Below are 25,900 nucleotides of genomic sequence, written 5' to 3'. Positions count from 1 at the left end.
CAGGAGGAACTACGAATGGCAACAAACAAAGAAAACATGATCGCAGGAAAGCTATATATGGCAGGCGGTGAAGAATTAGCAAAGGATAACAAAAGATCCAGAATGCTCACTCGTTTATTTAACAATACGACGGAAGAACAAGGTGAATATAGAGTAGAACTACTCAAGCAATTATTTGAGTCTACAGGAGAATCATTATATGTTGAACCTCCCTTCCGTTGTGATTACGGCAGTAATATTACCGTTGGCAATAACTTCTACGCTAATTTTGACTGCATTATCCTTGATGTAGCTAAAGTAACGATTGGTAACAATGTTCTCTTTGGACCTAGAGTAGGCGTATATACTGCTGGTCACCCCATAGATGCGGACGTGCGTATTAGTATGCTTGAATTCGGTACACCGATTACCATTGGAAACAATGTGTGGGTTGGTGGAAACGCGGTAATTAATCCTGGGGTAAAAATCGGCAACAATGTAATCATCGGTGCAGGTTCAGTCGTAACTAAGGATATCCCTAACAATGTAATTGCGGTGGGTAACCCATGCAAGGTATTAAGAGCAATCACCGAAGACGATAAGCAACACTGGGAAAAACTTAAAGAAGAGTATTACAGAGACATTGAGCAATAAAGTAACCCGTTCTGGGAGGATCTTAATTTGAAAAAGCGCTTCGGGGGATTTAACAAGATTTATGCCATGCAATTGGCGACCATCTTTTTAGGATTTATAGTGTTTGGCATATCGGAAAATATTAAAGGACCCGCCATTCCGCGAATCCAATTCGACTTTAATCTGGACGAGAAACAGCTTGGCACCCTTTTATCCCTAAATGCATTAGGTTATTTGATCGCCTGCTCCTTTACAGCTGTATTGGTTCGGAAGTGGGGGATCAAGGCTGTCAGTATCATTGCTTTTGCATCCATGATATTTTCAGGAGTGTTAATCTATATCTCCCACAGCTACCCCTTTTTCTCAGCTTCTTATTTCCTGATGTACATCGGAAACGGAATGCTGGAGATTGGTCTTGCCATTTTGGGAGCACGCATCTTCGTAAAAAATACCGGGACGATGATGAACTTATCCCATTTTTTCTACGGATTTAGTTCAACCTTAGCTCCACTGCTGGCAACAGGACTCATGTCGGTAAGTATATTTGGCCATCCACTCGACTGGCGCGGAATGTATTTGATTATGCTAAGCTTATCTTTACTGCCTATTCTATCTGCCTTGCGCAGTACATTTCCGGGTGACGATCTTCCACAAGAGGACCGGATCCCATTAAAAACGCTGGTCCGCGATCCCGCTTTATGGCTGATGGTGCTTATTCTTTCTTTCGGTGTAGTGTCAGAACTTGCAGTAGGTGGATGGCTAGTGAATTTCCTAGAAAAAGCATACTTGTGGGATACAGTTACAGCTTCTGGTATGTTGTCCACCTTTTTTCTCTGCTTCTCGCTAGCAAGGCTCCTGCTGGGGCCGGTTACAGATAAGATTGGCTTCAATCTATCGCTTATCATCTTTTCAGCCTTTTCTGCCTTATGTACGTTTGCTGCTATTTTGGGTGGAGAACAGCTCGCGTTTCTATTCGCGGCAGCAGGCATAGGTATCGCTATGATTTATCCGACCGTCATGGCGTTTATCGCAAAAAGGTATCCGCATGGCAGTGACACTGCCATCACCTTTACAGTTACACTAATGGGAGTCGGTAGCGTGATTGGCAACTATGCCATAGGTGCAGTGATCGAAGGTGTGAAGCGGCTTTACGGAGCAGAAACACAAACTGGCTTGCTACGTGGACTTCAAGCTGGGTATGGTTTTATCGGTTTATGTGCAGCTATATGCGCGATATCCGGTTGTGTTTTATATCGTTATTTAAATCGCCGCCAAGAACTTATATAGAATAGTTATCGCACTTACTTCTGCTCATCCCTGCAACAACCTGCTGATTTCATGGCAGGTTGTTTTGTTGCAAATAGCGACCAACCTCCCACCATCGGACTCAAATGACCTTATTGGCTTCGAAATAGGCAGAAACGAGGTTTTTCGGACCCCAGAGTCGTTATTGAGTTGTTTTTGTGCAAAAACCGCTGTCTTCTGACTTGATAACGCCTCCTGAGTCCGAACACTCCGCCTAATGAAGCTAAATCCTGAAATAGCGACTATACAGTCCGCAACAATGACCTCTGAGCTGGTGATCACCATCCCAACAATTATCGCAGCCCTCCCGCCAGCTCCATTATTGTTCTAACAATCTGCTCTTCACCGCTACTAACCTTTTCCGTTGCAACTTCTCCCAAGGTTATATGATCGCCAACACAAACCGAGTGTGCGGAATGTCTGAACATTTCTATATCATTAGCATCGTTACCAAAAGCAATAAATTGCTGCGGTTCTATGCCTAAATTTTTTAGTCCTGTCCATTTGTTTACGCCTTGGGGACTTATATCCATAATATCTTCTTGTCCATGCTGGTAGATCACAATCGGCAGATTTTGCAGCTTATGAATAAGTTGTTCCCCGTTCAGACTGCTCAAAATAACTACCTTCACAATCTCATCCAGCTCCGATGGAGTTACATTTTTGGCGCGTTGTTCTGGATCTACATTTCTCCGCACCATTCCCGCCAACCATAGACCTAAATGCCCCTCATTTAATTGAGGATAAAATGATCGATGTCATCATAACGGATATCGATCTTTTCTCCGTTTCTTTTGACAAGATTTATATACAGAGGAGCTGCATCAACACTTCCGCCACCCACCAGCACATGGTAGTTTTCATTGATTTCATATTTACGGATGTACAAGCCTGAACCGACATCTTCAAAGGGATAACCTTCAAAATCCTTCCACGACAACGCCTCGCCTTGATGAGCTAGATCCTGTATTTCATCCATGGATAATATTGCAGTTTTTTTATCATTACAGGCTGAAAGTATAATCGTCAAAGCAAACAATAACAGCATTATCAAGCTACGCTTACTTCTCATTCATAAACCTCCAAACTCTATATATTGTTATTTATAGGAAAATATAAGGTAATAATAACATAGGGATATTGGATTGGCACCGCAAGCTACAACACCGGAGAATGAATAAAAAACAGGTCAGTCATGATGGTATCTGACCATAATCGACCTGTTTTTTGTAAAGCTATTGCGTTAACTTTTCAATCATTACTGTACGTACAAACGAAATGACTAAATTTCTATTCAGGCAATACATAAGTTAAGTGTGTAATTGGTTGGATGATAGGTGTATTCGGTACTAGTTAGCCCTTAATGCTTTTTATTCAGTTAGCATTGTTAGGAATTCTTCAAAACTATTTGCAACAAGATAGCTCACTGGGGCAAATTCGCCAGAATTTTCATGATCCCACACACAAACTTTAGGATTATTTCTAGATTCACGAAAATCTAAGCATAGAAAATCACCAGCAAATAAAACAGCAATTGGTAATAATGCAACTCCTAACAAATCTTCATCATCAATTAGTCTCTCATCAAGCTGAGATTTAGTAGCGTCAATATCAAATATTCCAAATTCATTTTCTGTTGGATTCTCAAGAATGCATAAAAATCTACTAATTGAATAGTTATGATCATTACAAATAAACGAACGAATTTCTGGCGCACCTCCATTATTTATTTTTATAAATTCTTTATATTCTAATGGCAATTCTACTCTCCAAAAACCTTCTTCTTTCGATAACAGTTGATCAGACGGTAAAGGATAAACTATAGTCTCTTTTTTTATTTTCATAATAATTTCCTCCCTCTTATTTATCTTGCGGCATCTGCCCACATTCGAGTAGACCTTCCGCCATTGTGAGTTGTAATGTTATGAATTCCATAAGGAACCAATTGCATTTTCCCAGGGACTTCAGTGTGGTGCCATGTATACGATCCGTTCTCAACCAGTTTTCTTATGTCTTCTGAAAGATTATCATTTAACCAGTCAAACTGTTCTGTATCACCTTTTTTCCACAAATCTTTTGGGAGCTCATCACTATTCACTACCACGCCTGCACCCTCAAAATCAGCAAACCCATAACGCATACCATCTACTTTTCTCATTTCTATTTTAGGTATGAAATTTAATTCCTCGGCTATACTTTTTATTAACTTTTTTTGCCCACCAGTTAAACTATCTCCTCCAGAAATACTTTTTTCCCAAGACCACCCTTTAGTGTCTATTACCTCAACATAATGCTTAGCATAGTCATTAACAACTTCATCAAAAGTTTTACTCCCCGATAAAAATTCATCAATGTTGTTTAGGTGAGGTGCTCTACTACCACCCTTTCCTTTACCCGTCCCCTAAGTAGTAATCTTAAACTCTACTAAAGGAAAGGTGATAACTGTTTACCAATTACCACCATTGTATCATCCGGCTTTGAGTTCCGTTAGAGGACTCGCCGCCCTGTATTCTGTTTTGTTCTTCATCATGCTGTATATGACGTTCACAAGCCTTCTCATGACGCATATAAGGGCTTGCTTCTTCGTCTTACCTTCTGCTAGTTTCCGTTGATAGAACTCGTAGAACAAGGGATTACGCTGTCTCTTGTTCTTTCCTTTAGCTACTTAGATTTGTTGTACAGCAAAGTTGTGGAAGATACTGTTCAGTACCCTATTTCCTTGACCGCTTGCTTGGTCCTTACCCTTGCCGCCCGATCTAAAGCGTATTGGAGCGATTCCGGTAAATCGAGCTAGTTTATCCGCATTGGAGAAGCGGTGAATGTCTCCTATTAGAAATCCCAATATACATCCGTAAACTCTACTACAATACGGTCAATTCAAACTTGTACCCCTTCCATGTTCAGCCCCCAAAACGAAATTTTTTAACGAATTTCGGACTATATTAGAGGGCAAGGTGGCTAGCCTTACAACGTTGCCTTACCTTTATATGTTGACTGGTTGTCACCAGAATGCTTTCGTACACCCTAAACATCGTTACAAGGGTCAGTTAAGTTGCGGACAAAGTCCTATTCTTTGAATAACACCTTACTATAGTTGTCGTGCTATCCATCTTGAAAGGTGCGATTCTGTCTTCCTCTCCCTCACTATCGCTACAGGGTAATCTACAGTTGCGAGTAAATTTGAAAAAACCGCAAGAAAGCGAACAAAACAAAAAACAGGGCAATCATGGTAGTATCTGACCATAATCGACCTGTATTAAGTAACGCTTTAGCGTTATTTAGGTTATACTTTTCGAGCATTACTGTGCGTACAAACGAAATGACTAAATCTCTATACGGGTCTTACATAGGTTAAGTGTGTTACTGGATAAATGATGAATTCATTCGGCACTGGGTAGCCCCCAAATGATATACTAGAGGACTGGCAAGACCATTATATTTATAAGTTATCAATACCTTCTTGAAACATATCTATTGTATAATCATCAAAGGTATCATAACGGACTGAAAGTTCTCCCCCCCCCCTAATCCAACTAAATACTCTATTGTCATTAACATCAGCGGAGTACATACATCGAACAAATTCTCCTGAATCTTCAATCACAATTAGCCCAATATCTAACCCTATGTTTCTCCATCTTTCAGTCGCCTTTACTACAGACGCCCCAAGATTTCCCTGAACGCCTAAGATTTCAACACCACATATTCCTCCTGAGCCATATTCTTTTAGAAATTCTCGGTAACTTTGAGGAAACTTTAAGCCAAGCATTTCTTCAGCATTACGAATATCTTCCTCTGAAGCCCCTCCAAAAAAATCCCTTTCTTCACCATATTCTTCGATCATTTTTATTATTTTCTCATTCATGGTATCCCTCTTTTCTAGTCTTCATTTGCACGCATCTTCCAGTAATTGCTTCTAAAATTATTATACTGTTTTTCAAGCAATGGATCATTCCTGAAGCTATTTCCATCCTCTACCAAACCATGTAATTGACTGCTGTACTTATCGTGGGTAGATTCAGCAATTTCAACCATACCTCCTGGCTCTTTTTGAATCAAATGGTGCAGTTCAACTTTACTCTCCACACCGTCTTTTACAGCATAGGGAGATTTCCCTTTCGACATTAGTTCCTTATTAGTTAGTCCGCCTGCGGCCGGATCTTTCGGCACATAGTTTTTATCAATCTCGATTTGGTACACTCTTCTTGATACATCTACATCTTTTCCTGCCACTTTAACAGATCCTTTTACTTCTACAGCAGTATATTTATCTGGTAACCAATCCAGTTGGATTTTTTCAGAAGATAGTTTTGTGGGTTTTAGTCTACCTTCACCCGTCCCCTCAACCGCCTTCACTTCTACATCCTTTATTGAATGATTACTGTCACTTTTCCCTTCCATCTTCTCTTTTAAAATTCGGTCCATTTCATTCTTAAAATTGATTTGCATCGGGGTCTGTGGAAGTGCCGGCGTATCTATATCTAGATTATTTATCTTGAATTGAAAACCTTCATTTGTGCTAAATGCCGGCAACGGTTTTTGTACCTCAATACCTTTTACAGAATCTAACCCTTTTGGAGGCTTTAGACCTCCGCCTCCTGTAGGAAGCAAAGATTTTTCTACCGGACCATACAACAACGTTACCATTCCCAAACTATTGAGCCAATGATCCGCTGACCATGCTTCGTCTGGATTAAATGCTCCTTTCGCCATCTCCACTGTTCCCAGTGTTAACCAATCCGCAAACTTCTCCTTTGAATCAAACATATGCTCTGATCGATCTTTGGCTGCTTCATATATCCCGACCGGAATATCTCCTGTTATGCCTAATGTTAACCAGTTGAAAAAGTCATAGGGGGAGTCTGTGGCCTTATCCGCACGAGTTCTTAATGTACCTACAAAACCCGTTCCAATCTCTTTAAAACTGTCTATTGATTTATAAAAGGCATTTTTAGAATCCTCGGGTTTTGCTTGTTCCTCCGTTTTATTCTTTCTAAACAGATTATAGGAATCCAGTTGGGCGACTGATGAAGTCAATTTTATAACATCTCCCCAAGCCTTTCCACCTTGGTTTGTCATCACGTGTACACCCAAACTTACTCCAGTAGCAATCATCTGTTCCATGGTGGTTTGAACGCCTTCCAGTTGCCCTTTTGCCCAGGCTCCCTTCTCCCCTTTTTCCATTGCCGTCCGTAGTAACAACTGATACGTTTCATTCTGCACTAGTGGTATGCTTCTACTGGTAATCGACGGATCATAATCACATGCCTTAACCGCTGGTTTCTTAAAATAAGTGCTTAGATCCTTACCCGCCTGGTACCGGACCTCGTCTATACCCAAAGATTTCAGCTTCTTGCGTGCGTCTTCCGCTAGCTCATGCATTGCGTCCATTTGAGTCTGATTTCCAAACGCCTGATATACCTCATAGGCTGTCTGCGCCTTCGCGATCTGATCCCGCGCCAGGTAGATATCCTTCAGTTTACTTTGCGCGGCTATGGAGTCGATCGTTCCCAATCCTGACTTTTTAACAGTTGCCTGGAGCTTCTGCACCATAGGATCACTATTCAACTCATCCCAACCCAACAGAGTAGCAATTGAGGTGATCAGATTCGTGACCGCTTTCTGAGCCGTCGTCGGAATAGAAGACTGCCCAATTGCACTTCCGCCCCCAAACCTTTCGAACATACCCCCAAGAACACCGAGCTGCTGAAAAAGTTGATTTGCCTGCCGCTTATTCTCATCCTGTGCGCCTTGAACACCTTTTATCGCGCCTCGAATGATGTCTTCCAATTTTTCCGCTTCCACCGTCAGTTCGTTGATGAGCGTCTGAGCTCGTATCAAATCTGAACCCAGCGGAATCCCACCCCAGTTATTGGTCTGACCTCTCAGCTGCAAGTACAGCCGGTTGGTATCTTGGCTTACCAGTCTGATTTTTGTCTGCAGGCGCTCGACTTCATCTACGTTAAATGTAAGCTTCGTTGACGCCATATGATTCCCCCTGCTTGCTTCTAATAAAATTAGCTATGCAGCACTCTGCATAGCTAATTGAATTCTTATGTATTAGAGCTCTTGCTGTCTAAATCATATTAAAGATTCCTAGAAACCTTTTTGAGAAGTCTTAATATCTCTAGATAATTGCGAATAACTCTTAGATACATTATTCATATGAGTTCCAATATCCTCAAGCGCTTTACCAAATGCATCGAAAGTTTTCTGCATACTTTTTACCTTTTCAGCAAAGTCTCTAGCTGCTGCATCCTCCCAAATACTATTCAGATTCGTTGCAGTCGTCATAATCTTCTTCATTAATGCATCGTACTCTAGTTTTTGTTTCAAAACTGTACTTGCCTGCCCTGCTAATCCTTCGTAACTCAATGTAACTTTTTCTGCCATTATTAACCTCTCCTTTAAGTGATTTTTTTATATAAAAATGAACTTTAAAAATACTTTTTAACACCCCAAAAGATCTTTCAAGTTCATTATTATAGCTCCGGTTTCCTTTATATAATTATCGGTCTTCAATGATATGAATTTTATATTTAAATCCATTTAAAGATAAATAAAACATTTAAGTTATTTTTTTCAAAGTTTATTTTGCCTGACCCTGATAATCATTTCGTACAGAGTAATCTGATTCAAACAGAATGATATCCCCAGAGGAAAAAGAGAACGTTTGCCCCATTTCATCTGTGCTCCCAGTCATCTGGCCTTCAATCGCCCACATGTTAGCAATAGGAGCCTTGTAGCCTAAAATACGAGTGTCGGCATCCCCATTTTTAACCGTATAAATTTCGAAATTTATCAGGATAAAGCCGCCAGTGATAAACTCCTGCTCATGCCCATCTAGTGCCCCTCCATAATGATTCGCCAGGGTGACAATGTCTGTTCCTTTATGCAGGATGTAAGGGGCTATCGGCAGGTTGTATTCTCCGTACCAGTGTTGAACGCTCCGAACCGCCGCTATCGGATTCACTCCATTAGGGATATCAGTCGGCCCTACTAAGGTTCTCGATTTATAAGGTAGAAGCTCTAGGTTATAGCCTGTAGCGATTTTAGTTTTGCGCTTTGTATATTGCTGATAGAACTTCAGCCAAGAGGTGTTCTCCCGCTCCGCCTCGGACAGTATGTAATTGTACTCATAGCTTGCTGCCGTCGATAATTCACCACTCGATATATTTCGCAAGCCATCCGCCAAACGGTAGGTCCGAGAATAACTCAGCTTATCCTTGGAAGAGCCGACTCCGATCATTTTATTATTCGAACCGGAGATATCATAGTACAGATCGACAGGTGTCGCTGTACCTACGTTTTTCGGAATAAAATAGAAGCTTGGCTCGATCCGGATACCCTCGCCCGGCTGCCAAAGGTTCCCGATGGTCCGGAAGTCAAACAAGAAGGAATAGCCGTTATGCGGTACCGTCCGTTGCTCCGTAGGATGAGAACCCTTGCGGATCGGCAGCTGCCACTGTGGTTGTCCGCTTAAAGCGGTCGGTATGCCATTCTCATCATTCCCTCCCGTATAGTACATCGTGTTGCTATGCTCAAGTGTCCCCACACCAGTTCGAAACACCTTCTCAAACCGAAAATCACCGATGTCCCAAATCCGAAAATCGAACAGTCGACCGACGACCCCAATATTAAAACTCTCCGAAGCGCAGTAATTCGTCAAATTACCGTTCAAGTTCTCCTCGCAAAGATCCGATCCATCTGACGGGGCGTTTATAGCCCAAGACTGCGTATAAATGGTATAGTCGCCTTCATTCACCCAGGTTGGCATAGTAAAGGTCATGGACTGTGTTCCAACAGGGATGTAGATCCAGGTATTCTCTGGGTAATACTGGCTGCCTTGAAACACACCAAACGGAAATTGAATCCGCTTGTTTTTCGTGTATTTGGCATAATCCCGGTTGCCGTACCCAGGGATATTGAGATGCTGGCCACTCTCCGTAAAATGTATGGTGAACGGCCGATCCAAGATCAGCACTGCCCTAGTCATATCCGGTGTCATACGTTGATCGAATGGGCGGTTATCGTCAGGAAGAAGCGAGTAGTTGACGACCGGTGTGTGCACGGTGACGGAGTTTATCGGAGAGATCAAAAATTCCTGATCTCCGTTTCCCTCTACGTTCTCCGACAGCATCGTATAATAAATGGTACCCGTGCTGGTTGTATTCTGCCGATTGAGTAAACCACTATTGATCATCAACTGGCCCTCGTAAAGCACCTCGTCTCCGATGATTTGCGGATCAGGAATCCTCCCTGGGGTGGGCCCGGTCTTGTTAGCAACGGTATCATCCATAATCGTTTCCCCGTTAAATACTAGTCGGTCATTCTGCACCTCAGGATCTTTGGTCTGCATTTCCGCAAGGTCTGTGAGCACGTCTGTATCATCAACATCGTCAGGACCCGGTTCGTGGTCTCCACCATCTACCACTTCTGGCTTGAATTCAATCCCTCCCGTATCTTGGGGAACAACATGGTCTTCTACTTCTGTACTATTGGTAAGCTCAAGCGTCGGCGAACCATAATTATTAGGATATAGAGTGACTTCTCCTCCAGGCAGCGCATAGTTCTCCATCTGGGCACGATCGATTTGATAAACAGCTAACTGATCTACCTGCCAGTAAGTATATTCTTTTGGAGTCAAGTCAAAGGTATAGGTCTTATCAAATTTCCCTGTTTTAGGAAGCGGAGCTTGAGGAATCGATGTTCCATTTGGTCCTGGAAGATTCGGCTGCGCTTCCTCCCACTTCGTCGGATATGTAACTTTAACACTGCAGGAATAACGAATCTGACCTGCCATATTGGCGAAGGTATGTTCAAACAAATAGTTCTTTCCCCACACATTGGAAAATAAATTCTCAGAGGTGGGGATTCCCACCGGTGCATCAAAATGGCGTCCATTTGCTGTATCATCACCTAGAATTGCCCCGTTCGCATCCGGTTCCATAAATGACGTTTGCGGAGCAGCGATCTTGTTTGGCGGATCAATAGTATACTTACATTCGCCTGAGCCTTCTCCCTCGGTGGGAGGGCCACCAACTTTTTTGTAACTGGCCACCATTTTGACTCCACCTACATAAACCTTAAAATTACGCTGAACTAAGCTGGGATCATTCGAAGCTTTACTTTGAATATATAATTGATCGCTTGGCCTCAGAATCGGAGAAAGCCAAGATTGGTTAATTTGATATTCCTCTCCCTCGTATTGAACGGTCAGGGGAAAAGACTTTACAATGTTATAACCAGCCTTATAATTACCAATTAATTGATCGCTCACCACGATTCCGTTCGAAAGTTTAAGAATCATATTAACCGGATAATTTTCTCCCTGAAAGGGAACTGTGACATCGAAATATTGTCTCAAATCTTCTGGATGAGCCCAACTCTCTGAGTGTTTAATATCATACAACGTATGATAGGGTCCGGAAACTTGGATTGGGTTCGTTCTGGACCCCGTCACTACTCGCATTATGGCGCTAGCGTATAATGGAGTGCCTTCAGAGATGACTTGTTCCGCCTTAGCTTGTCCAATAGCGGCGAGCACTTCTGCTTTAGTCCATTCGAAGTTTGTAGTCACTATCCCATCTACAATAGTTTCTGATTTCACATGCCCCCCGCCATTATCTTGTAATTTAATACGTTGATTAGAAGGCAATGAGGTAGGGTCGCATTGCACTTCACCTCCATAGGCTCCAGAGGATGCACACGTTGGTTGGGTATGAATATACCAACCTACCGTCTGGAATCTTATACTCGAAGAGGCTTCATTGGAAGTTGTTGTATAAAGAAATGCCCCATCTTTAAACTTGGCCATAAAGGCAGCCTCTACAAGACTTATAAAAGGTGAAAACAATAAAGAATTTATTAGAATTAACAATAGACAACCGAGGCATTTACGCCGCATCTTTCATCACTTCACTTCATGAAGGGTGGTGTTTTCAAACAAGCTTGAGAGTGCATCTATATTAAAATGCTCACCTACTATAGGATTATAGTAATTCGTAGAGATACTTAAATCAGCATAACCCTCATACCAGACCCCTTTTTTTAATTTCTCGTGAAGTCTGAATTCAGCAAGTTTGAAGTATACGTCATTAAATAAATCCTTATACTCTGTAAAACTATTAATTCTGAATCGGAACATGGATCGAACACGGTAATCCCCGGTTCCTGGGTAATACAACACGGACGATTCAGGGTCAATTGCCCCTTCAATTTGAATCTTATTTTTCTTCACCCATTCGGCATATTCTTCAATTTCCTTTTCCCGGATAGAAGACGATTGATTCTCGTACTTAAAGGATTCTTTCGCATAACTTGCCGGATTAATCGTTTTATAATCCACGTTCAACCGTAGATCAAACCCAATTTTCATACGTTTAATGATTTTGGCCATATCTTCACTCGTTAACTCTTTTTTGCTAAACACCTGCGCTCCAGTCTCAGCATCCCCAGCAGAGTAGTTTATGGTATGCCTCATTTCGTACATTTCATTCGGGATGTCTTCCAGAATGTATGGATAATCTTTATAGTTCTTAGGTAGGTTTGTCGTACGTATTTTCCTTCCAAAATAATCAAGTTCCCCTAAATCTTTACCCGGCGTGTGAATGTGCACACTTTGAGAAAATTCGTCCACCTCCACTTCTGCGGATAACAGATTAGAGACAACGGTTAATGGAATCATCGTCATTCCATCTTTTTGTACAACCATAGCACCAAGCGCTACTGGTTGCCCGTTCACTTTCGCAAAAGAAGAACCTACTGTCAGTACAATTTTGTTTTCTTTTTGCTGCAGAGTTAACGTTTGGTTTGCTGCATTCCAGTTAGCTTGTGTGCCGAGTTTTCCTGAAATCATGCGGAATGGGATCATTGTCGTCCCATTTTCTGAATAAGGATGTCCCTTTGTCAGTGGATATTTAATGCCGTCTATGATGACGTTCACTGCTTTGGCAGCTGTTCCTGCCGCTCCCGCTGTAGTAATTAACAACCCTAAGCTTGCGAACACACAAATGACTATAGTCATGCCTCTTCTTGCCTTCTTTGATCTAATAATTGCTGATAGACTATTAAACTTAAAATTCCTCATGTTCTCACTCCTCCACAATGAAACTTTTTTAATCCGATGACCCTATTCTCCATATTTCTCCATATCAAATCTTTTACTCCAACATCTATCACCTAACCGCACAATCCTCAATAAAATACCCTTTTCGAGCAGCCTCCTCTGGATCGAACAGACTTTCTATAACAGTAACCCCCGGGGGTACACAGCTTTCTCCGTAAGCAATATGTCTCCCTGCTGAATTCCGGGTACCTATCAGAACCTTTCGTCGCATTACTGCCCCACTACCTAAGGAATATGCATCCAGCAGTTCTCCCCCAGGAAGTGGATAGCCTTGAATAAAAGCCATGATCCCTACATCCTGTATGGATTGCTCCTGCAAGCCACGGGGAAGGGTGAACTGAATCGACAAGCCCATTCGTTTCACCAGCTCCAAATGTCTGTTAATGGTTGTTGCCAAGTCTTTTTCAACGAGTGATGTGATCGTACTCTGCCGGATTTCGTGAAATAGTTCTATAGAGGTCAGAGGATTAAGATTGGTCTCAGCCGCTAGGGTTGTATACTCCCCCTCATAGAATTCATTAGAGGTAGTATCATACACCCGCGCATTGTCATCCAAAGTGAAATAAAGCAAATTGCCATTCTGAAGCTTGTAATAATAGGGACGCTCAGGCCAACTCACAGGCTTAAGTTCATCCTTCCCGCTATTACTAGCCGTGTCGTCCAAAGTAACCAACGTATAGCCGTTATATCCAAACATCACCAGTGCGGGTATATGCATTTTTAAATTGTTCATTTCAGTCTGGTTGTTCTCCAGCCCAAATTTCAAAGCTAAATCACTGTAAAAAACACTTAGCACATCCTGATCCAGTTGCAGTTGGCGTTCCCGCCCATAGTGCACTGCTGTGGTAGTAGGCTGCTGTTCCAGTCGTGACAGATAATCACCAGCATCATCCACTGCGGCTTGAAAATCATCCGAATAGCGTTTATACATGTCCTGATTGAAGACCTGAAGATCTTCTCGAGTGTCGCCCATAAGAACAATAGGAATGACCAGAATTAGAAAAACAAGCACAACACTAAGGGGCTTCACTTCGAACCATCCCCCCATACTTCAAATTGACCGGAATCATTTCACTATGAAAAAGCAACGCTCGCATCCGTGAGGCAAGTGTCGTCCCTTCAGATTCTAACCGGACATTGAACAGATCGCCTACATGCATGGTAAACCTTCTACCTGGATCATCTGAAGCCAGTAAAGTTCCTGAATGCGGATATAAGATTTCCAAAATATCCTTGCTGAAATATCCGTCATATCGGACACTAAAGCTGTTCTGGAATGTAGAATAATCATCAGGATTCGTATATAAGGGCTGTAAATTCTTTTTGTAATACTCCATTTGCACTTTGAAAACACCATATGAAGCATCCAACGAATGAAGAAACAGCTCATAATCGGAAGTATCCACATATCCTTTAGCACGAACGGTATCCACGAATTCCACCACAGCCGCATTGGCCGCGAGCTTAGTATTCCTTTCTACAACTTCGGATTGACGGAATGCCGGATAGACTCCGAACACAAATGCCAGCAAAATAATTATAATTACACCTTTCAGCGCGTCTGCCATGCGGCTCCTCCTTTCTAGCGGGTGGCGGAGATTTCCGTAATCATCTCTTCGGTTCGCGTGACTCTTAACTGATAAGCAGCATCAGGCACTCCACGTAAATCCACTGCTGTAAGGTCCGTTTCCTCATTAATTGCAATGCCATCGATATATAAAATATATTCCCCCTCCAGTGCTGGAGAGATCATACCAATGACCTGCTCACCGCTAATTTTGTTCAAATCACCTATCCCTTTGTAAGGTGCCGATGCAACTGTCGGCAGCTCATAGTGCCTGTTTGGAACAGAACTCTCCATCTCCAGCCGCAAAAACGTAAATCCGCCGACAGCAAACAAGATCCAAGCAAAGAGGGTTAGTAGAAATTGAGTACTAGTTTTCATTTATGATCCGGATTCTGATTAAATTCAATAATTCGAACCTCATCATTTTTGTCCTTATGTAAGGTAGCTCTAAAAATAGAAAGCGTATTGACATTACAGTTTTTACTGTTATCTTGGTCAGAGCTCTGGTCGAGCATTGCTGATACACTAAAATTATCAGCACCACTGTTCTTGTCTCCAAGATCAAGCTCTGATGCCGGGTTTCCGCCACTGGCCGCTTTCGCAGGCTCATAATAAGTTTTATATGTGTTTTTCGCATAAAAACCAGTTTTATTTACTCCAGTCTTTATCAGAATAGAAAATTGTGGACGTCCCTTATATCTCATTGCCGCGTTAATAACATCCTGACCAGATACATCCTTGTTATCATAAGAATTGAACTCCGCTTGATTGATCATCTGAGTCTGGGCCAAGGTCTGCTCCTGGGCACGGATGAAATAATTATTAATGACAAGATATATACTGACACCTGCGGCAATAATCAGAATTGTGACAATAATGCCAATCACCCATTTAAGTCCCGTAGAAATATTCTCCATCTGTACCCACCCTTTTCGATATCGTTTTTATTTCTGGGTAAAAACTATTAAGCGAACCTCCTCATTGCTGTCCTTATAAACAACAGCTTTAAAGACGGAGAGTGTATTTACTAAATAATTATCACTGTTATATGAATCTGAATTTGTCTGATCAAGCATCTTAGAAACACTAATACCATCTGTTTTATTATCCTTAGATAAATCAACTACCGGATTAGACGTATCTTTAGGTTCTTCGTAACTAGATTTATAAGTATTCTCCGCATAGAACCCAGTCTTATTTTCCCCTGTTTTAATCAAAATCGCGAACTGCGGACGTCCCTTATACCGCATTGCCGCATTAATCACATCTTGGCCGGATACATCCTTGTTATCATAACTATTGAATTCCGCTTGATTAATCATCTGGGTCTGGGCCAGAGTCTGTTCTTGTGCGCGGATGAAGTAGTTGTTGATAACCAGATAAATACTGACACCTGCGGCAATAATCAGAATGGTAACAATAATGCCAATCACCCATTTAAGTCCGGTCGAGATATTCTCCATGATGTTTCCTCCTCACCTTATTTGAAGCTAATTTTTATTTTATTGCTCTTAACGCATCTACTCCGCAACGAAAAAAATAGCTGTAATCCGCTCATTTTTATCTTTTATCAGCTTCGCTCTATATCTAGCTTGCGGACTAATATAATATTTTCCTGAAGCATTCGAAATTTCTTCTTCATCTACACCACTTTCGATTCCCTCCTTGAACTTCGCTCCGGAATAATCAAACGCACGGCAATAACCTTCTCCACTTGGATTCATGCTAAATCTTCTTTCTGCCTCATTCTGACCATTGGCATATGGTTTCTCAACGTATAGGCAGAAGCCTTGCTGCGATTCGTACCTCCGATAAGCTGTGAGAATCTGGGAGCCGCTGACAATCTGATTGTCAAATGCAGAATATTGCTGCTCCGAAAGCTCCCTAGCCTGTGCCGCCGCCTGGCTATTCGCCAATTCGACAACTGGCTGTGTCTTCCCCCACAAGAACAGACCGGATGATATAATGGCCAGAGTGATCAGAATCGATATCGTTGTTTTCAAAAAGCTTGCTATATTCTCCATGCCTGTATCTCCTTCACATTTTGCCAGTTACAACAGTCAGATCACCCAGCTGCTGGAAGGCCATATAGACGAAGGGAAGCAGTAAATATAAGGTGAACGTTGCCTGCATCGGCAAGAACCCAAACATTTTACCCAGTGTACTTTTCCTGCTGATGACCTTCTCATAGTGCTCCTTGCGTTGATCCATCGCGAATGCCCTCTCCGCATCCATATCATCAAACGCCTTCTTCACCGGGATCAGATCGGCTGCAACCTGCAAGCGGTCTGCGAGCCGTTCGAGGGGAACGAAACGTGCGTCCTCCTTCAGATTCTCAATGGCACTCCAGCCTCCAGCCTCATAATCCAGCATGCAGCGCAACAGCTGCCGCTCAAAAATATAGCTGTAACGATGCAGCCACTCTATCATTTCGTACACGCTGATATTCGGAAATTGAGACAGCATCATGGAAAGTGTATTGAAGCCATCAACCTCATTCTGCATTTCCCACTTTCGCAGCTGAGTACGAATGATTAAGTAAGCATCCGGAAGATAAAACCCTGCCACCGCCAGCCCAAAAGCCAGCAAAAGTTCATACCATTTGTAGTACTCCTCATGATATTGCTCTACCCTGTTCATTAACTGTGCAGCATAGGCATTCTGGTTCAGATTGTTCTGAAGGAAAGACTTATTCTCCGCTTTCTCCTGAATGTAGGGCAACATCTGATCCGGTGTAATATCCTTCGCTACCAGTTCTCCAATTAAAGTCTGCTCAAAAGCGTACCGTTCCTCGCTCAGCAGCTTCTGAGATTCTGTCTGATTGCCCCCTGTTGTAATCTGCTTATTGGGGTGCAAAATGTTGTGCTTGATATTGGCATGGATGGAAAATTGAAGCGATACGATCAGCATAAAGATAACTACTGCCGCTAGTGTTTTCTGCAAAAAGAAGGCATGTTGCGACAGCCCAGAGTTAGCATCCTTCAATTTGCCGGCTACCTTGAAATGAAGAGGCTCATGTTCTGCCGGAGTGATCCGATCCACCAGTTTGAAAATCCATTTTTTCTTCAGGATCCGATTTAACCACTTACCCTCATCTTTGATAGATTGAGTGTCTTCATCCACACCTTTGAGAATCCGCAGGGCAATAAACGATATTATGAACGTGATATAAAGTAAGATTAAAGAATATAACCCCCAGGCCGAATTGTAGTAATTAGATACAATAGGAAACATTCCCTCCGCCCAATTGCGGATTGGATCCAGCATGAATACCGGCGAAATGGCTACAAAAACAATACCGTATAACAAACGATCGATTCGCTCACGGCGATTAATATCCATATGAATCTCTTCTCTGATATTGCCAAGCATCGATAGATAAATCGAACGCTCCCCTTTATGGATATCCGCATCGCCATATTCACCTATTTTGTAACTCACTCCAGCTAGTTGCTTCATATAACGGTTAGGGGCAATCTCATAATATTTCTGCAGTTCATCTTCCGGGTCCACCGCTGCCAGAATTCCAGCAATCTGCCGAGCATGCACGGCTACCATTGGTTTCGAACGTTCCGCAGAATTCTCCAAGCTGACTTGCACCATATGTGTCTGATGATATTCATGGCGAATATCCAGAATCATGGACGATTGGTCATATAACATCTGCTTCACTAAACGCCCAATGAAGAGATCGCTAAGGACACCTCCAAGATAAACTGAGACTAGCATAATAGTCGCACGGCTTACCCACGATGAAGTCCAGAGGAATGAACTCAACGAAATGATCAGAATACAAGCAACAATCATTAGCGTTAGCGCAGCCGCACGACTTCTGATCATAATTTCATTGCCTGCATGAACCAAGGTCAGACGCGAGCGCATCCGGTGAAGAAGTTTCTTCACTAATGGCAGTTCATCAAGTACCGGATAAGTTTTATGGGCCTGCTCCAACCATCTTTTTTCCTTAGTTCTCGTTGGCAGCAGAGCCTTTAGCCGCCTTTGCTCTTGATATTGTGTTCCCTTCAATTTACGCTGCACTACATTAAGCAGTACAAGCAGGACAACCAGTAGCACTCCTGAGATTCCCAAAATAATCAACAATAGGTTTTGCAGATTCATGCGGATTGCCCCCAATACTTCTCAAGAAATGCACTGAATTCTAGTGCATCCTCTTCATCCATATTTTTGCGCATCTCATCGATTTTACGGCTGCTGATCGGATGTTTGGCCACGTATTCTCCGGCTTCCCACACAATGACATCCTTATAATCATAGGAACGCCGATCTGTCATCCGGCCAAAATATTCGGTCACGGTATCCATAAAAGCATCCAGCTTGTCCGTAATATTCTCAGGACCCTTGTAGTTCTGAGGATATTCGAACTGGGGATCTGCCGGGATAATCTCTGTAATCCGTTCGATATATCTTTTCCCAGCACGTAGTAACAGATGAACGTTGAAACCAAGCGCCTCAACAACCTGAACCTCAGCAATTTTCTCATTACTGAAAGCTCCCGATGCGATAAGACTGTTGCGCAAAGCGCTGACCAAATTGGGCAGTGTTTTGCCGTGGTGTGTAAACAATGTATATTCAGAAGCTACCTGGGCTGCCTGAATCACATAACTGACCACACTATGAGTAGCCGCCTCTCCGACGATATTCACAGCGCCATCCGTTTTTTTCTGCACATCCAGCCCATCCTGCCCACTAACAGAGGGTGTTTCTCTAAAGGATAAAATATTTTTACCCGGATACATTTTTCTCGCCCAGATCTCGAAGGAGGTCTCCTGGATCCGGATATTCTTCGCATCAATATATTTGATCAGTGCCTTAAGCAGCGTTGTTTTCCCCGAGCCCTGTCTGCCAGTGATGGCAGTGACCTGATGGCCCAGGATGAGAAAAACAAGCATATCAATCGCAAGCTGTGCCCCTTGATCTTGGATCTGCTGATCCAATTCCACGAGAGAATCGTTAAATTTGCGGACAAAAAAAGCCCAGCTTTCAGCCATTTTGGGCCGCACAACCACGACCCGGCTGCCATCAGCCATATCGTTGATGATATAACCCTTGGATTCATTTAATTGCCCAGGGTTACCAAACCCATAGATATTTTGGCAAACCCGCTTAAGCTCCTTCTCAGAACCAAAACTTAAGAATTCCAGGTGAAGCGACTTTCCGCGGTAGAACGTCCACACCGCATCATAGGATTGTGGTATGAAATGCTGCTGCTTCGTATATTCCAGAAAATCTGTAGTCTGCACGACATCAGGAGGCATGCCACTTGTTCCTCCATTGACTCCGTCGATATTCTGATCTCGAAGCTCATCAATAATGCCGAGCCCCTTATAAATTTGATAAGCTCTCTGAACAATAATTTCAATCTTGTCCTGAATGGACAATCTCGGCTGCTCGGACTGATAGATATGGCGAATCTGCTCTTCAGTGATCTTATACCCCTTAGATCCATCAGGCAGTTTTTGCAGTGTATCTAGGCTATATTTGCTTACTATTACATTAAATGCATTCTGACCATGATCTTTTTTGAAAACATAAAGCAAGATATCGAAGCAATCCTGTGAAGTCAATCGATTCGTATGACCGAAGCTGATAATCTTATCTACATTTCCTTCATCCAGACCGTAGGTCTGAACTAATAGATCTTTCATATAAAGCTTCACGTATTTCTTAGCGGATAGATCGCCATGCATGCAACTTCGGAGCGCTTTCTGCAATTCCCTTCGCCGCGCCTTCCGACGGTTGTATTCCTCCTCACTTGGGCTTCCTTCATAAAGAGACGCAGCTATAATCTCCTCAAAGGCCCTTCTCAGAAACTGAACGATTTCATTCATATCATATTTCAGTTGGACGGAAGGTGGAGCAGCATCCTTACGTCTGCCCAGCCATAAGTACAGGAACACTCCAATAGCTATCAGGACTACAAAGATCAGAATCAGATTAATCATTTGCAGCATCCACTTCCGATACTGGAGAAATCTCCAGCATCCAGAGAATAAGCTGTCCCATATGTCGTACCGCCTCAGTGAAGCTTCCATCCTCACTAAACTCCAGAAAACGGGATTTAGCTTCTCTTGCCTTCAATAAAAACTGAACAAAACGCCGTTCATTTTGAGCATCCATATAACCAATATGATGTGGGATAACACCTACTGCTTTTTTCTTCAATTCATACAGCTTAATTATTCTCTCTTTATTGAACCTGGAGCTGCGCTCATAAGCCCCAATACAATAGAGGACGGGCTTATGACTCGGCACAGGAGCTTTGTTTTTGTTCAAAAAATAGGAATCCAGACTTACCTGATTCTGATTTAGGTTAACCACAATCAAATCTGCCTGCTCCATAACCAGAGACACAACCTCCGGATCATCTTCGGAGGAGAGGTCCACAAATAACAAATCATAAAACCTGCGATAATCCTTGAAGATATGCGGAAGCAAGAGCTTTGTCTCATGTTTCTCAGCACTCATAGATCCACTAAGCAGTTCCAACCGATCTTTAAGAATGGACTCCGCATGATCTCTAATTCCTTCAGGTGTAAGCATTCCACACTGCACTAATCTCTCAATCGCATCCATTCCACCTGTGGTCTTCGCAGATTGAAGCGTTGTTCTTGTCTGTGAGAACAAATGCTCAAGCACACCTTGCTCCAAATGCGTATGTGTCATTAACACGCGGATATGATGATCTAGCGCTACGGTAGCCGCAACAGCTGCCATATTCGAAGTTGTTCTCCCCTGCCCTTGAGCAGGTCCCCAGAAAGCCACTAGCACAATTACCTACCCCCGTTTCCTTGCATACTGCCACAGCTTCTTGATGTCTTGCTTTGGAACATCGCAAATTTCAATCAAAAAGTCATTTACAGCTTCGGCAAAATCCTTATCTACCTTAAGATCCACCCTTCCATCATGGACCCAATTAATTCTTCGCTCCGGACTACTGATGTAACTGATTTTCGAAGTAATCACTGGATAATATTTATCCACATACTTCAGCCCAAGTCCGCATTCTTCTTCTATGACAAGCAGTACAGTAGGCATCCGTTTCTGATCCAGCAACTTATTTACGTTCTCCATAGCCTGACGGTCATAAGTGGTCGCGAAGACAATAATCTCCTCCTCAAGACCCTCAGGATACCCATGATGCCAGTCATACAGAACGATATCCGGTTTGTCAGCTACGGTTGAATCTGCAATCTTTATACCAGACACTTCGCCTTCAAAATACTGATAATTCCTGCTGTTATCCGAAATAATCATGACCTCGTTGTTGAAATAACTTTTCAACAGAATAGCCGCTGCCAGTATGAAATCATGCTTCTCGCAATCCCCTGCAACAACAATGTGCAAATCGGTCACTCTCCTTCCAGAAGACTGTCATCTGTGGGTGCTTCTTTATTCGTCACACCCGTTGAACTCTGGTCTGCACTTGAATCGATCGGCGCTTGATTGGTCCGATCTATCACTCCGTTCACGGATTGGCTGTCATCAACTTTTGCAGCCTCCTCTGCTGCCGCCGCTCCCTGCACAGCCTTTCTCTGGATCACACCACTGCCGCTTGGTGCCTGTGCTCCCACACGAATTCTATCTTCATCCTCCATAACTTCGAGCCGTTTCTCCAGTTCCTTACGAAGATTGGCAGCAAGACTCCACTTGGCCTGATCTATAATGAACGGATTATCCTTAATTACTCCAAGTACATCCAGATTAGGGACATAATTGACTACAGGTTCAGGCTGAAGCTCCGGTTCTACGTACTGTTTCATATACAGCTCTGCGTTATTTATGTATGCATCCACCAGGGCAGCTTGCAGGAGCTGTGCTTCTTCTTCATTGTCATTAAAAAATGTATATTGATTCGCTAAATCTACGTCCTTCAGCGACTTCTTTCCTACTACTATGTAATCCTCGCCATTTGGGAAAACTATCCGAATATCTACGACATCTTTTTTCGTTAACCGAAGCGGCAGTTTAATATATTCAGTCTCTTCTTTTCGTTCTGAAGGCTCCAATCTCGCTTCATCACGTACCATTTCAGTAGTTACCGCTGTGCCTGATAATGCATCAATCTTCAAGTACTTACCAACAATTGCTTTAGACTCGCTGATCAGATTATCCGGTGAGGAGAATTTGGGTAGCTTCTCTTCCGTTACATCCTCAGCAGTAATCACCTCTCCAGCTAGCTTTGGAGATATCAATACATAGGCTGTCTGGGATTGGTCCATATAGCGCTGCAAGACTTCATCTTTATCATTCAGCTGTTCTTCGTAAGCTGCCCGCTCGTCGATCAGCTTAGCGTTATAATGGCGATAAGTTGCAAACCATACCCCGGATGTGGCAACGGCAACAAGACAACCTGATAGGATCGTATATCTCAGTATTTTTTTCCGCTTACGTATTGCCACTTCAAGACCTCATTTCCATCCCTATTTAATTTTCCCTGTCGATTTTGCGGCTGCGGCCGCCGCTGCCGCTGCTGCCCGTTCGGAGGCTTGTCTTTCAGCTTCCTTAATTCTGGCTGCCTCTGCTCTCTCTTCCTCCACCTGCAATTTATCTGCATAGTTCATCATATTTGATTCAATTTGGGCTACGGCAGCTTTAAATTCGTTCATTTTCTTAATCCATTCCTCACAATGCTGCTTAAACTCTTCCCCACCCAAATCTACCCAATAACCAGACACTCCTGTGATTGCCGCTCTCATCTTATCGCTGCACTCCTGGGCAGGGGAGAGAAGTCGATGGCAATCAAAAGCAATGCCTCTAACCATACCTGAATTCATACCCAGCCTCCTGATTTATAATTACCGGCTCTCCGGAACGAATGAAAATCCTATGCCTATTAACAACAAGGTCACAAATAAGACCATCCCAACAATTCCCCAGAGCAACGTTTGCTTGCGAAAGAGCTTTTTCTGAACGGTCAGCAGCTTCATTACCCATTCAACAGCCGCTTTATCTGGATACAAAGGATCTTGATGTGCAGGCATCAGAGTCGTTTGAATTTCTGCAAAATCCTTTTTCAACATTTGTAATACTTCCTGATGTCCATTTTCCAGCAGTAACCTGCACCGCTTGCGCTCATAAGGGTTAAGGGTGTTCAGCTTCTCTTTCAGCAGTTCATACTTCCACATAGCCCCGTTGCCTACCAAAATAGGAATTTGCGAGTTCCACCACAGCTCGAGTCCGCTGGTGCCCTTCCGCTCCCGATGGATATCCACCCATAGAATGATATGCGTGAACTCACTGGCCAAAAGCTCCGAAATATCCCACGAATACCCTCTGCGGTAGAAAGTGACTCCTTCATATTCGAACATGGTAGAAACCGAATCTTCTTTCTCACCCTTAAAAACAATCTGTTCAAGCGAACTGATTTCGGGCCTGTCATCTCCGCATACCAGAGGCTTCCAACCCAGTTCTGCCAGACCCGCAGCCAGCAGAAATGCCGCCGCACCTACATCTTCTTCCCCTCCAACACCACAAACTCCGATGACAAGTGGTACATTGCTGCCCAGAATTCTCGTATTTGCTGCTGGCATCGACTCTTCTTCTACCGGAATAGATTGTTCCAGACTCTCCAGCGTTTCCGCTTCGGCTAATGACGGGGTCTCCTTTCTGGCCGGAGGCCCCAGTCTAGGCGGGGTTGATCCTGCTGAAGAGCGAGGAGCAACGGAAGGTCTCCTGTTGGCGGCATCTGCTACAGTTCTAGAACCGACTGCTGGCTGTGGACGGGTAAGCGACTCCACCGGTCTCGGAGGAGCAGACGGCGCCTCTTCCACTGCCGCGTCAGAAGCTGCTCTTGATGATGAGCCTTTAAACGATGCAAAAAGGCCTTTCTTTTTACCCAGGATATGATAATAATCCCTTGTAGTTTTTTTCTCTTTGATCCAATTCAGAAGATCATCGCCCTGGAATTCCGTAGTGAACTGAAGATCATGTATGTTCATATTTACAAGGGTCCGTATAAATTCAATATCCGTTTGCAGCACCGGATCTAACTGAACAATCAGCCGTGTATGTTTAAGATATTTGCGGATCAGTGTCATGAAACTGATAATATCCTCAGCCTTGACCGGTGTGCCCAGACCCGCGCCGCCCTCCATAATTACAATGGATGAAGGATCGACTTCCTTGCTACTGAAACCACTTATAAAACTATGTAATGTAGAATGTTTACCGGAAATTACATAACCCTCATGCTCCAGCGACCTGGATAGCAGCATTATAAGTTCAGGCGAGCAGACTAAGTGTACGCTTTTCATAGGAATCCTCCTTTACGATCTCCCAGCTCAATAGGGTAAAATACGAACTATGGCTCCGTCCCCTTGTATAATCTCTGCGAGAACAGCATGCGGCCCCAACTCCATCCATTCTTCGCCCGTACGGCTGGCTTCACATTTAAATTCCCAGTTATCCGGAAGCCAGTTGGCTTGCTTAAGTAGCTCGATACATTGCCCTGTAGAAATAGAAAGAGAGACTTCCAAATCCAAATACTTCTCTCTTTCACCTTTAAATACAAAAGTAGTCAGTGCAGTTGACATAGTCTGATCCCCCAGATTTGTTAAGCTTCTTGCAGCCAATTACATAACTCATTTACTACTGCAGGCAAGGAATGCGTGGTTTGACTGACGTCATCTTCCACACCACGCAGCAGCCACATTTGTTCTTCATGAATCAACAGGTTCAGTTCGCGAATCACCTGTGCCTCCTCAGTAATGCATTGGATTTCTGCCAAGGAAGTTATGAATGCACCTGCTTGAAGAGACTTCCCCACCCACGTTTCAAGATCTACTTCTTTATTTATCGCTTTTTGTAATTTTTCTTTATCGCTCAATTCCCACACTAAAGGGATTCTCTCAATGACCTGATACATCAGCTCATGTAGTGCATAAATCTCCTGAAGCTTATAGGTGTTACTTTCCGGCTGATGCTCAAGTTCAAACCAAACTTCATCCTGAACAAAATAGAATACCTTGCAAGTCTGCTGATTTGTATGCATAAGCTGACAACAATAAGATTTGCAACTGGATGCAACAGCGATACCTCTATGAAGCACTTCATTCACTTTGGCGAGCCCCACAAAATCAACCTCTAAATATCCCTTTACTTCCAGCGACCTCATCTGTGTATCCATTAGGGAGCGTAAATTGCGCTCCGATTCGCCTTTAAGATCGATTTCCAGACCTGGAAAACTGGTTCCTCCTATTAAAGCAGTTAAATAGATAATTTCTAAAGGATGCAATTCAAATATTTCACGAGCCGGCTTCATCGCTTTC

26 protein-coding genes and 1 pseudogene are annotated in these 25,900 nt (G+C 43.1%); 2 read left to right on the top strand and 25 right to left on the bottom strand.

Annotated features, from left to right (window positions below):
- Positions 1 to 15: 15 nt before the first annotated feature.
- Together MKZ16_RS09620 and MKZ16_RS09615 are read left to right on the top strand one after the other, a co-directional pair.
- Positions 16 to 633, top strand: coding sequence for a sugar O-acetyltransferase (locus MKZ16_RS09620; RefSeq protein ID WP_076104592.1), 618 nt, complete (start codon positions 16 to 18; stop codon positions 631 to 633).
- 66 nt (positions 634 to 699) lie between these two features.
- On the top strand, positions 700 to 1,899 hold the full coding sequence (locus MKZ16_RS09615) for an MFS transporter (RefSeq protein ID WP_076104606.1): 1,200 nt from the start codon (positions 700 to 702) through the stop codon (positions 1,897 to 1,899).
- A 311-nt stretch (positions 1,900 to 2,210) separates the two neighbouring features.
- Here the strand turns inward: MKZ16_RS09615 and MKZ16_RS09610 are convergent, their stop codons facing one another.
- The 25 genes and pseudogenes from MKZ16_RS09610 to MKZ16_RS09490 all read right to left on the bottom strand — a co-directional run bounded on the left by MKZ16_RS09610 (position 2,211) and on the right by MKZ16_RS09490 (position 25,893).
- Positions 2,211 to 2,618, bottom strand: a complete 408-nt coding sequence (locus MKZ16_RS09610) for an HAD hydrolase family protein (RefSeq protein ID WP_081384075.1) — start codon at positions 2,616 to 2,618, stop codon at positions 2,211 to 2,213.
- Positions 2,619 to 2,650: 32 nt separating this feature from the next.
- Entirely contained in the window at positions 2,651 to 2,989 is a 339-nt protein-coding gene (locus MKZ16_RS09605) for a hypothetical protein (protein ID WP_038569602.1), read from the bottom strand.
- Between the two features lie 298 nt (positions 2,990 to 3,287).
- Complete coding sequence (locus tag MKZ16_RS09600) at positions 3,288 to 3,761, bottom strand: SMI1/KNR4 family protein (RefSeq protein ID WP_076104590.1); 474 nt, start codon at positions 3,759 to 3,761, stop codon at positions 3,288 to 3,290.
- 20 nt (positions 3,762 to 3,781) lie between these two features.
- Positions 3,782 to 4,075, bottom strand: a complete 294-nt coding sequence (locus tag MKZ16_RS09595) for an HNH endonuclease (RefSeq protein ID WP_076104589.1) — start codon at positions 4,073 to 4,075, stop codon at positions 3,782 to 3,784.
- Between the two features lie 309 nt (positions 4,076 to 4,384).
- Positions 4,385 to 4,747: pseudogene (locus tag MKZ16_RS09590) on the bottom strand (transposase); the annotation flags it as partial.
- Positions 4,748 to 5,356: 609 nt separating this feature from the next.
- Positions 5,357 to 5,782, bottom strand: coding sequence for an SMI1/KNR4 family protein (locus MKZ16_RS09585; protein ID WP_076104588.1), 426 nt, complete (start codon positions 5,780 to 5,782; stop codon positions 5,357 to 5,359).
- Between the two features lie 14 nt (positions 5,783 to 5,796).
- Entirely contained in the window at positions 5,797 to 7,905 is a 2,109-nt protein-coding gene (locus MKZ16_RS09580; RefSeq protein ID WP_256715465.1) for an HNH/ENDO VII family nuclease, read from the bottom strand.
- 108 nt (positions 7,906 to 8,013) lie between these two features.
- Positions 8,014 to 8,310 carry a WXG100 family type VII secretion target gene (locus tag MKZ16_RS09575; protein ID WP_076104587.1) on the bottom strand — a complete coding sequence of 99 codons (297 nt, stop codon included), beginning with the start codon at positions 8,308 to 8,310 and terminating at the stop codon, positions 8,014 to 8,016.
- 196 nt (positions 8,311 to 8,506) lie between these two features.
- Positions 8,507 to 11,734 (bottom strand): DUF5704 domain-containing protein, encoded by a 3,228-nt coding sequence (locus MKZ16_RS09570; RefSeq protein ID WP_076104586.1) that lies wholly within the window; start codon positions 11,732 to 11,734, stop codon positions 8,507 to 8,509.
- A 96-nt stretch (positions 11,735 to 11,830) separates the two neighbouring features.
- The gene (locus MKZ16_RS09565) at positions 11,831 to 13,006 is read right to left on the bottom strand and encodes a copper amine oxidase N-terminal domain-containing protein (protein WP_081384059.1); all 1,176 of its coding nucleotides are present in this window, start codon (positions 13,004 to 13,006) and stop codon (positions 11,831 to 11,833) included.
- Between the two features lie 88 nt (positions 13,007 to 13,094).
- Positions 13,095 to 14,075, bottom strand: a complete 981-nt coding sequence (locus MKZ16_RS09560; RefSeq protein ID WP_076104585.1) for a hypothetical protein — start codon at positions 14,073 to 14,075, stop codon at positions 13,095 to 13,097.
- The gene (locus MKZ16_RS09555; protein ID WP_076104584.1) at positions 14,062 to 14,613 is read right to left on the bottom strand and encodes a hypothetical protein; all 552 of its coding nucleotides are present in this window, start codon (positions 14,611 to 14,613) and stop codon (positions 14,062 to 14,064) included. Before MKZ16_RS09555 ends, MKZ16_RS09560 begins: the two co-directional genes overlap by 14 nt.
- Positions 14,614 to 14,627: 14 nt before the next feature.
- A complete protein-coding gene (locus MKZ16_RS09550; protein WP_076104583.1) occupies positions 14,628 to 14,990 on the bottom strand; it encodes a hypothetical protein in 363 nt (120 codons plus the stop codon).
- Positions 14,987 to 15,529 carry a hypothetical protein gene (locus MKZ16_RS09545; protein WP_076104582.1) on the bottom strand — a complete coding sequence of 181 codons (543 nt, stop codon included), beginning with the start codon at positions 15,527 to 15,529 and terminating at the stop codon, positions 14,987 to 14,989. The genes MKZ16_RS09550 and MKZ16_RS09545 overlap by 4 nt, the downstream gene beginning before the upstream one ends.
- Positions 15,530 to 15,556: 27 nt before the next feature.
- Positions 15,557 to 16,075, bottom strand: coding sequence for a hypothetical protein (locus tag MKZ16_RS09540; protein ID WP_076104581.1), 519 nt, complete (start codon positions 16,073 to 16,075; stop codon positions 15,557 to 15,559).
- A gap of 57 nt (positions 16,076 to 16,132) precedes the next feature.
- The gene (locus MKZ16_RS09535; protein ID WP_076104580.1) at positions 16,133 to 16,636 is read right to left on the bottom strand and encodes a hypothetical protein; all 504 of its coding nucleotides are present in this window, start codon (positions 16,634 to 16,636) and stop codon (positions 16,133 to 16,135) included.
- Positions 16,637 to 16,649: 13 nt separating this feature from the next.
- A complete protein-coding gene (locus tag MKZ16_RS09530; RefSeq protein ID WP_076104579.1) occupies positions 16,650 to 18,731 on the bottom strand; it encodes a hypothetical protein in 2,082 nt (693 codons plus the stop codon).
- The gene (locus MKZ16_RS09525) at positions 18,728 to 20,584 is read right to left on the bottom strand and encodes an ATPase, T2SS/T4P/T4SS family (RefSeq protein WP_339204800.1); all 1,857 of its coding nucleotides are present in this window, start codon (positions 20,582 to 20,584) and stop codon (positions 18,728 to 18,730) included. The genes MKZ16_RS09530 and MKZ16_RS09525 overlap by 4 nt, the downstream gene beginning before the upstream one ends.
- A complete protein-coding gene (locus MKZ16_RS09520; RefSeq protein ID WP_076104578.1) occupies positions 20,568 to 21,401 on the bottom strand; it encodes a hypothetical protein in 834 nt (277 codons plus the stop codon). The genes MKZ16_RS09525 and MKZ16_RS09520 overlap by 17 nt, the downstream gene beginning before the upstream one ends.
- A gap of 6 nt (positions 21,402 to 21,407) precedes the next feature.
- The gene (locus MKZ16_RS09515; protein ID WP_076104577.1) at positions 21,408 to 21,977 is read right to left on the bottom strand and encodes a hypothetical protein; all 570 of its coding nucleotides are present in this window, start codon (positions 21,975 to 21,977) and stop codon (positions 21,408 to 21,410) included.
- A 5-nt stretch (positions 21,978 to 21,982) separates the two neighbouring features.
- Positions 21,983 to 23,032 carry an SAF domain-containing protein gene (locus MKZ16_RS09510; protein WP_076104576.1) on the bottom strand — a complete coding sequence of 350 codons (1,050 nt, stop codon included), beginning with the start codon at positions 23,030 to 23,032 and terminating at the stop codon, positions 21,983 to 21,985.
- Between the two features lie 21 nt (positions 23,033 to 23,053).
- Positions 23,054 to 23,407 carry a hypothetical protein gene (locus MKZ16_RS09505; protein ID WP_076104575.1) on the bottom strand — a complete coding sequence of 118 codons (354 nt, stop codon included), beginning with the start codon at positions 23,405 to 23,407 and terminating at the stop codon, positions 23,054 to 23,056.
- Between the two features lie 21 nt (positions 23,408 to 23,428).
- Complete coding sequence (locus tag MKZ16_RS09500) at positions 23,429 to 24,886, bottom strand: hypothetical protein (protein ID WP_076104574.1); 1,458 nt, start codon at positions 24,884 to 24,886, stop codon at positions 23,429 to 23,431.
- Positions 24,887 to 24,913: 27 nt separating this feature from the next.
- Positions 24,914 to 25,165, bottom strand: a complete 252-nt coding sequence (locus MKZ16_RS09495; RefSeq protein WP_076104573.1) for a hypothetical protein — start codon at positions 25,163 to 25,165, stop codon at positions 24,914 to 24,916.
- 20 nt (positions 25,166 to 25,185) lie between these two features.
- Complete coding sequence (locus MKZ16_RS09490; protein WP_076104572.1) at positions 25,186 to 25,893, bottom strand: hypothetical protein; 708 nt, start codon at positions 25,891 to 25,893, stop codon at positions 25,186 to 25,188.
- Positions 25,894 to 25,900: the final 7 nt, after the last annotated feature.

Source organism: Paenibacillus sp. FSL R5-0928 (genome assembly GCF_037970385.1).
Lineage (GTDB): Bacteria > Bacillota > Bacilli > Paenibacillales > Paenibacillaceae > Paenibacillus_AQ > Paenibacillus_AQ odorifer.
Note: the sequence above shows the minus strand (reverse complement) of the source record. Positions and strands in the feature narration are given on the sequence as shown.

Coding starts and splice junctions, on each gene's coding strand:
- MKZ16_RS09620 (WP_076104592.1), top strand. CDS start 16: ATGGCAACAAACAAAGAAAACATGATCGCAGGAAAGCTATATATGGCA.
- MKZ16_RS09615 (WP_076104606.1), top strand. CDS start 700: ATGCAATTGGCGACCATCTTTTTAGGATTTATAGTGTTTGGCATATCG.
- MKZ16_RS09610 (WP_081384075.1), bottom strand. CDS start 2,618: ATGGTGCGGAGAAATGTAGATCCAGAACAACGCGCCAAAAATGTAACT.
- MKZ16_RS09605 (WP_038569602.1), bottom strand. CDS start 2,989: ATGAGAAGTAAGCGTAGCTTGATAATGCTGTTATTGTTTGCTTTGACG.
- MKZ16_RS09600 (WP_076104590.1), bottom strand. CDS start 3,761: ATGAAAATAAAAAAAGAGACTATAGTTTATCCTTTACCGTCTGATCAA.
- MKZ16_RS09595 (WP_076104589.1), bottom strand. CDS start 4,075: ATGAGAAAAGTAGATGGTATGCGTTATGGGTTTGCTGATTTTGAGGGT.
- MKZ16_RS09585 (WP_076104588.1), bottom strand. CDS start 5,782: ATGAATGAGAAAATAATAAAAATGATCGAAGAATATGGTGAAGAAAGG.
- MKZ16_RS09580 (WP_256715465.1), bottom strand. CDS start 7,905: ATGGCGTCAACGAAGCTTACATTTAACGTAGATGAAGTCGAGCGCCTG.
- MKZ16_RS09575 (WP_076104587.1), bottom strand. CDS start 8,310: ATGGCAGAAAAAGTTACATTGAGTTACGAAGGATTAGCAGGGCAGGCA.
- MKZ16_RS09570 (WP_076104586.1), bottom strand. CDS start 11,734: ATGGCCAAGTTTAAAGATGGGGCATTTCTTTATACAACAACTTCCAAT.
- MKZ16_RS09565 (WP_081384059.1), bottom strand. CDS start 13,006: ATGAGGAATTTTAAGTTTAATAGTCTATCAGCAATTATTAGATCAAAG.
- MKZ16_RS09555 (WP_076104584.1), bottom strand. CDS start 14,613: ATGGCAGACGCGCTGAAAGGTGTAATTATAATTATTTTGCTGGCATTT.
- MKZ16_RS09550 (WP_076104583.1), bottom strand. CDS start 14,990: ATGAAAACTAGTACTCAATTTCTACTAACCCTCTTTGCTTGGATCTTG.
- MKZ16_RS09545 (WP_076104582.1), bottom strand. CDS start 15,529: ATGGAGAATATTTCTACGGGACTTAAATGGGTGATTGGCATTATTGTC.
- MKZ16_RS09540 (WP_076104581.1), bottom strand. CDS start 16,075: ATGGAGAATATCTCGACCGGACTTAAATGGGTGATTGGCATTATTGTT.
- MKZ16_RS09535 (WP_076104580.1), bottom strand. CDS start 16,636: ATGGAGAATATAGCAAGCTTTTTGAAAACAACGATATCGATTCTGATC.
- MKZ16_RS09530 (WP_076104579.1), bottom strand. CDS start 18,731: ATGAATCTGCAAAACCTATTGTTGATTATTTTGGGAATCTCAGGAGTG.
- MKZ16_RS09525 (WP_339204800.1), bottom strand. CDS start 20,584: ATGCTGCAAATGATTAATCTGATTCTGATCTTTGTAGTCCTGATAGCT.
- MKZ16_RS09505 (WP_076104575.1), bottom strand. CDS start 23,407: ATGAATTCAGGTATGGTTAGAGGCATTGCTTTTGATTGCCATCGACTT.
- MKZ16_RS09500 (WP_076104574.1), bottom strand. CDS start 24,886: ATGAAAAGCGTACACTTAGTCTGCTCGCCTGAACTTATAATGCTGCTA.
- MKZ16_RS09495 (WP_076104573.1), bottom strand. CDS start 25,165: ATGTCAACTGCACTGACTACTTTTGTATTTAAAGGTGAAAGAGAGAAG.
- MKZ16_RS09490 (WP_076104572.1), bottom strand. CDS start 25,893: ATGAAGCCGGCTCGTGAAATATTTGAATTGCATCCTTTAGAAATTATC.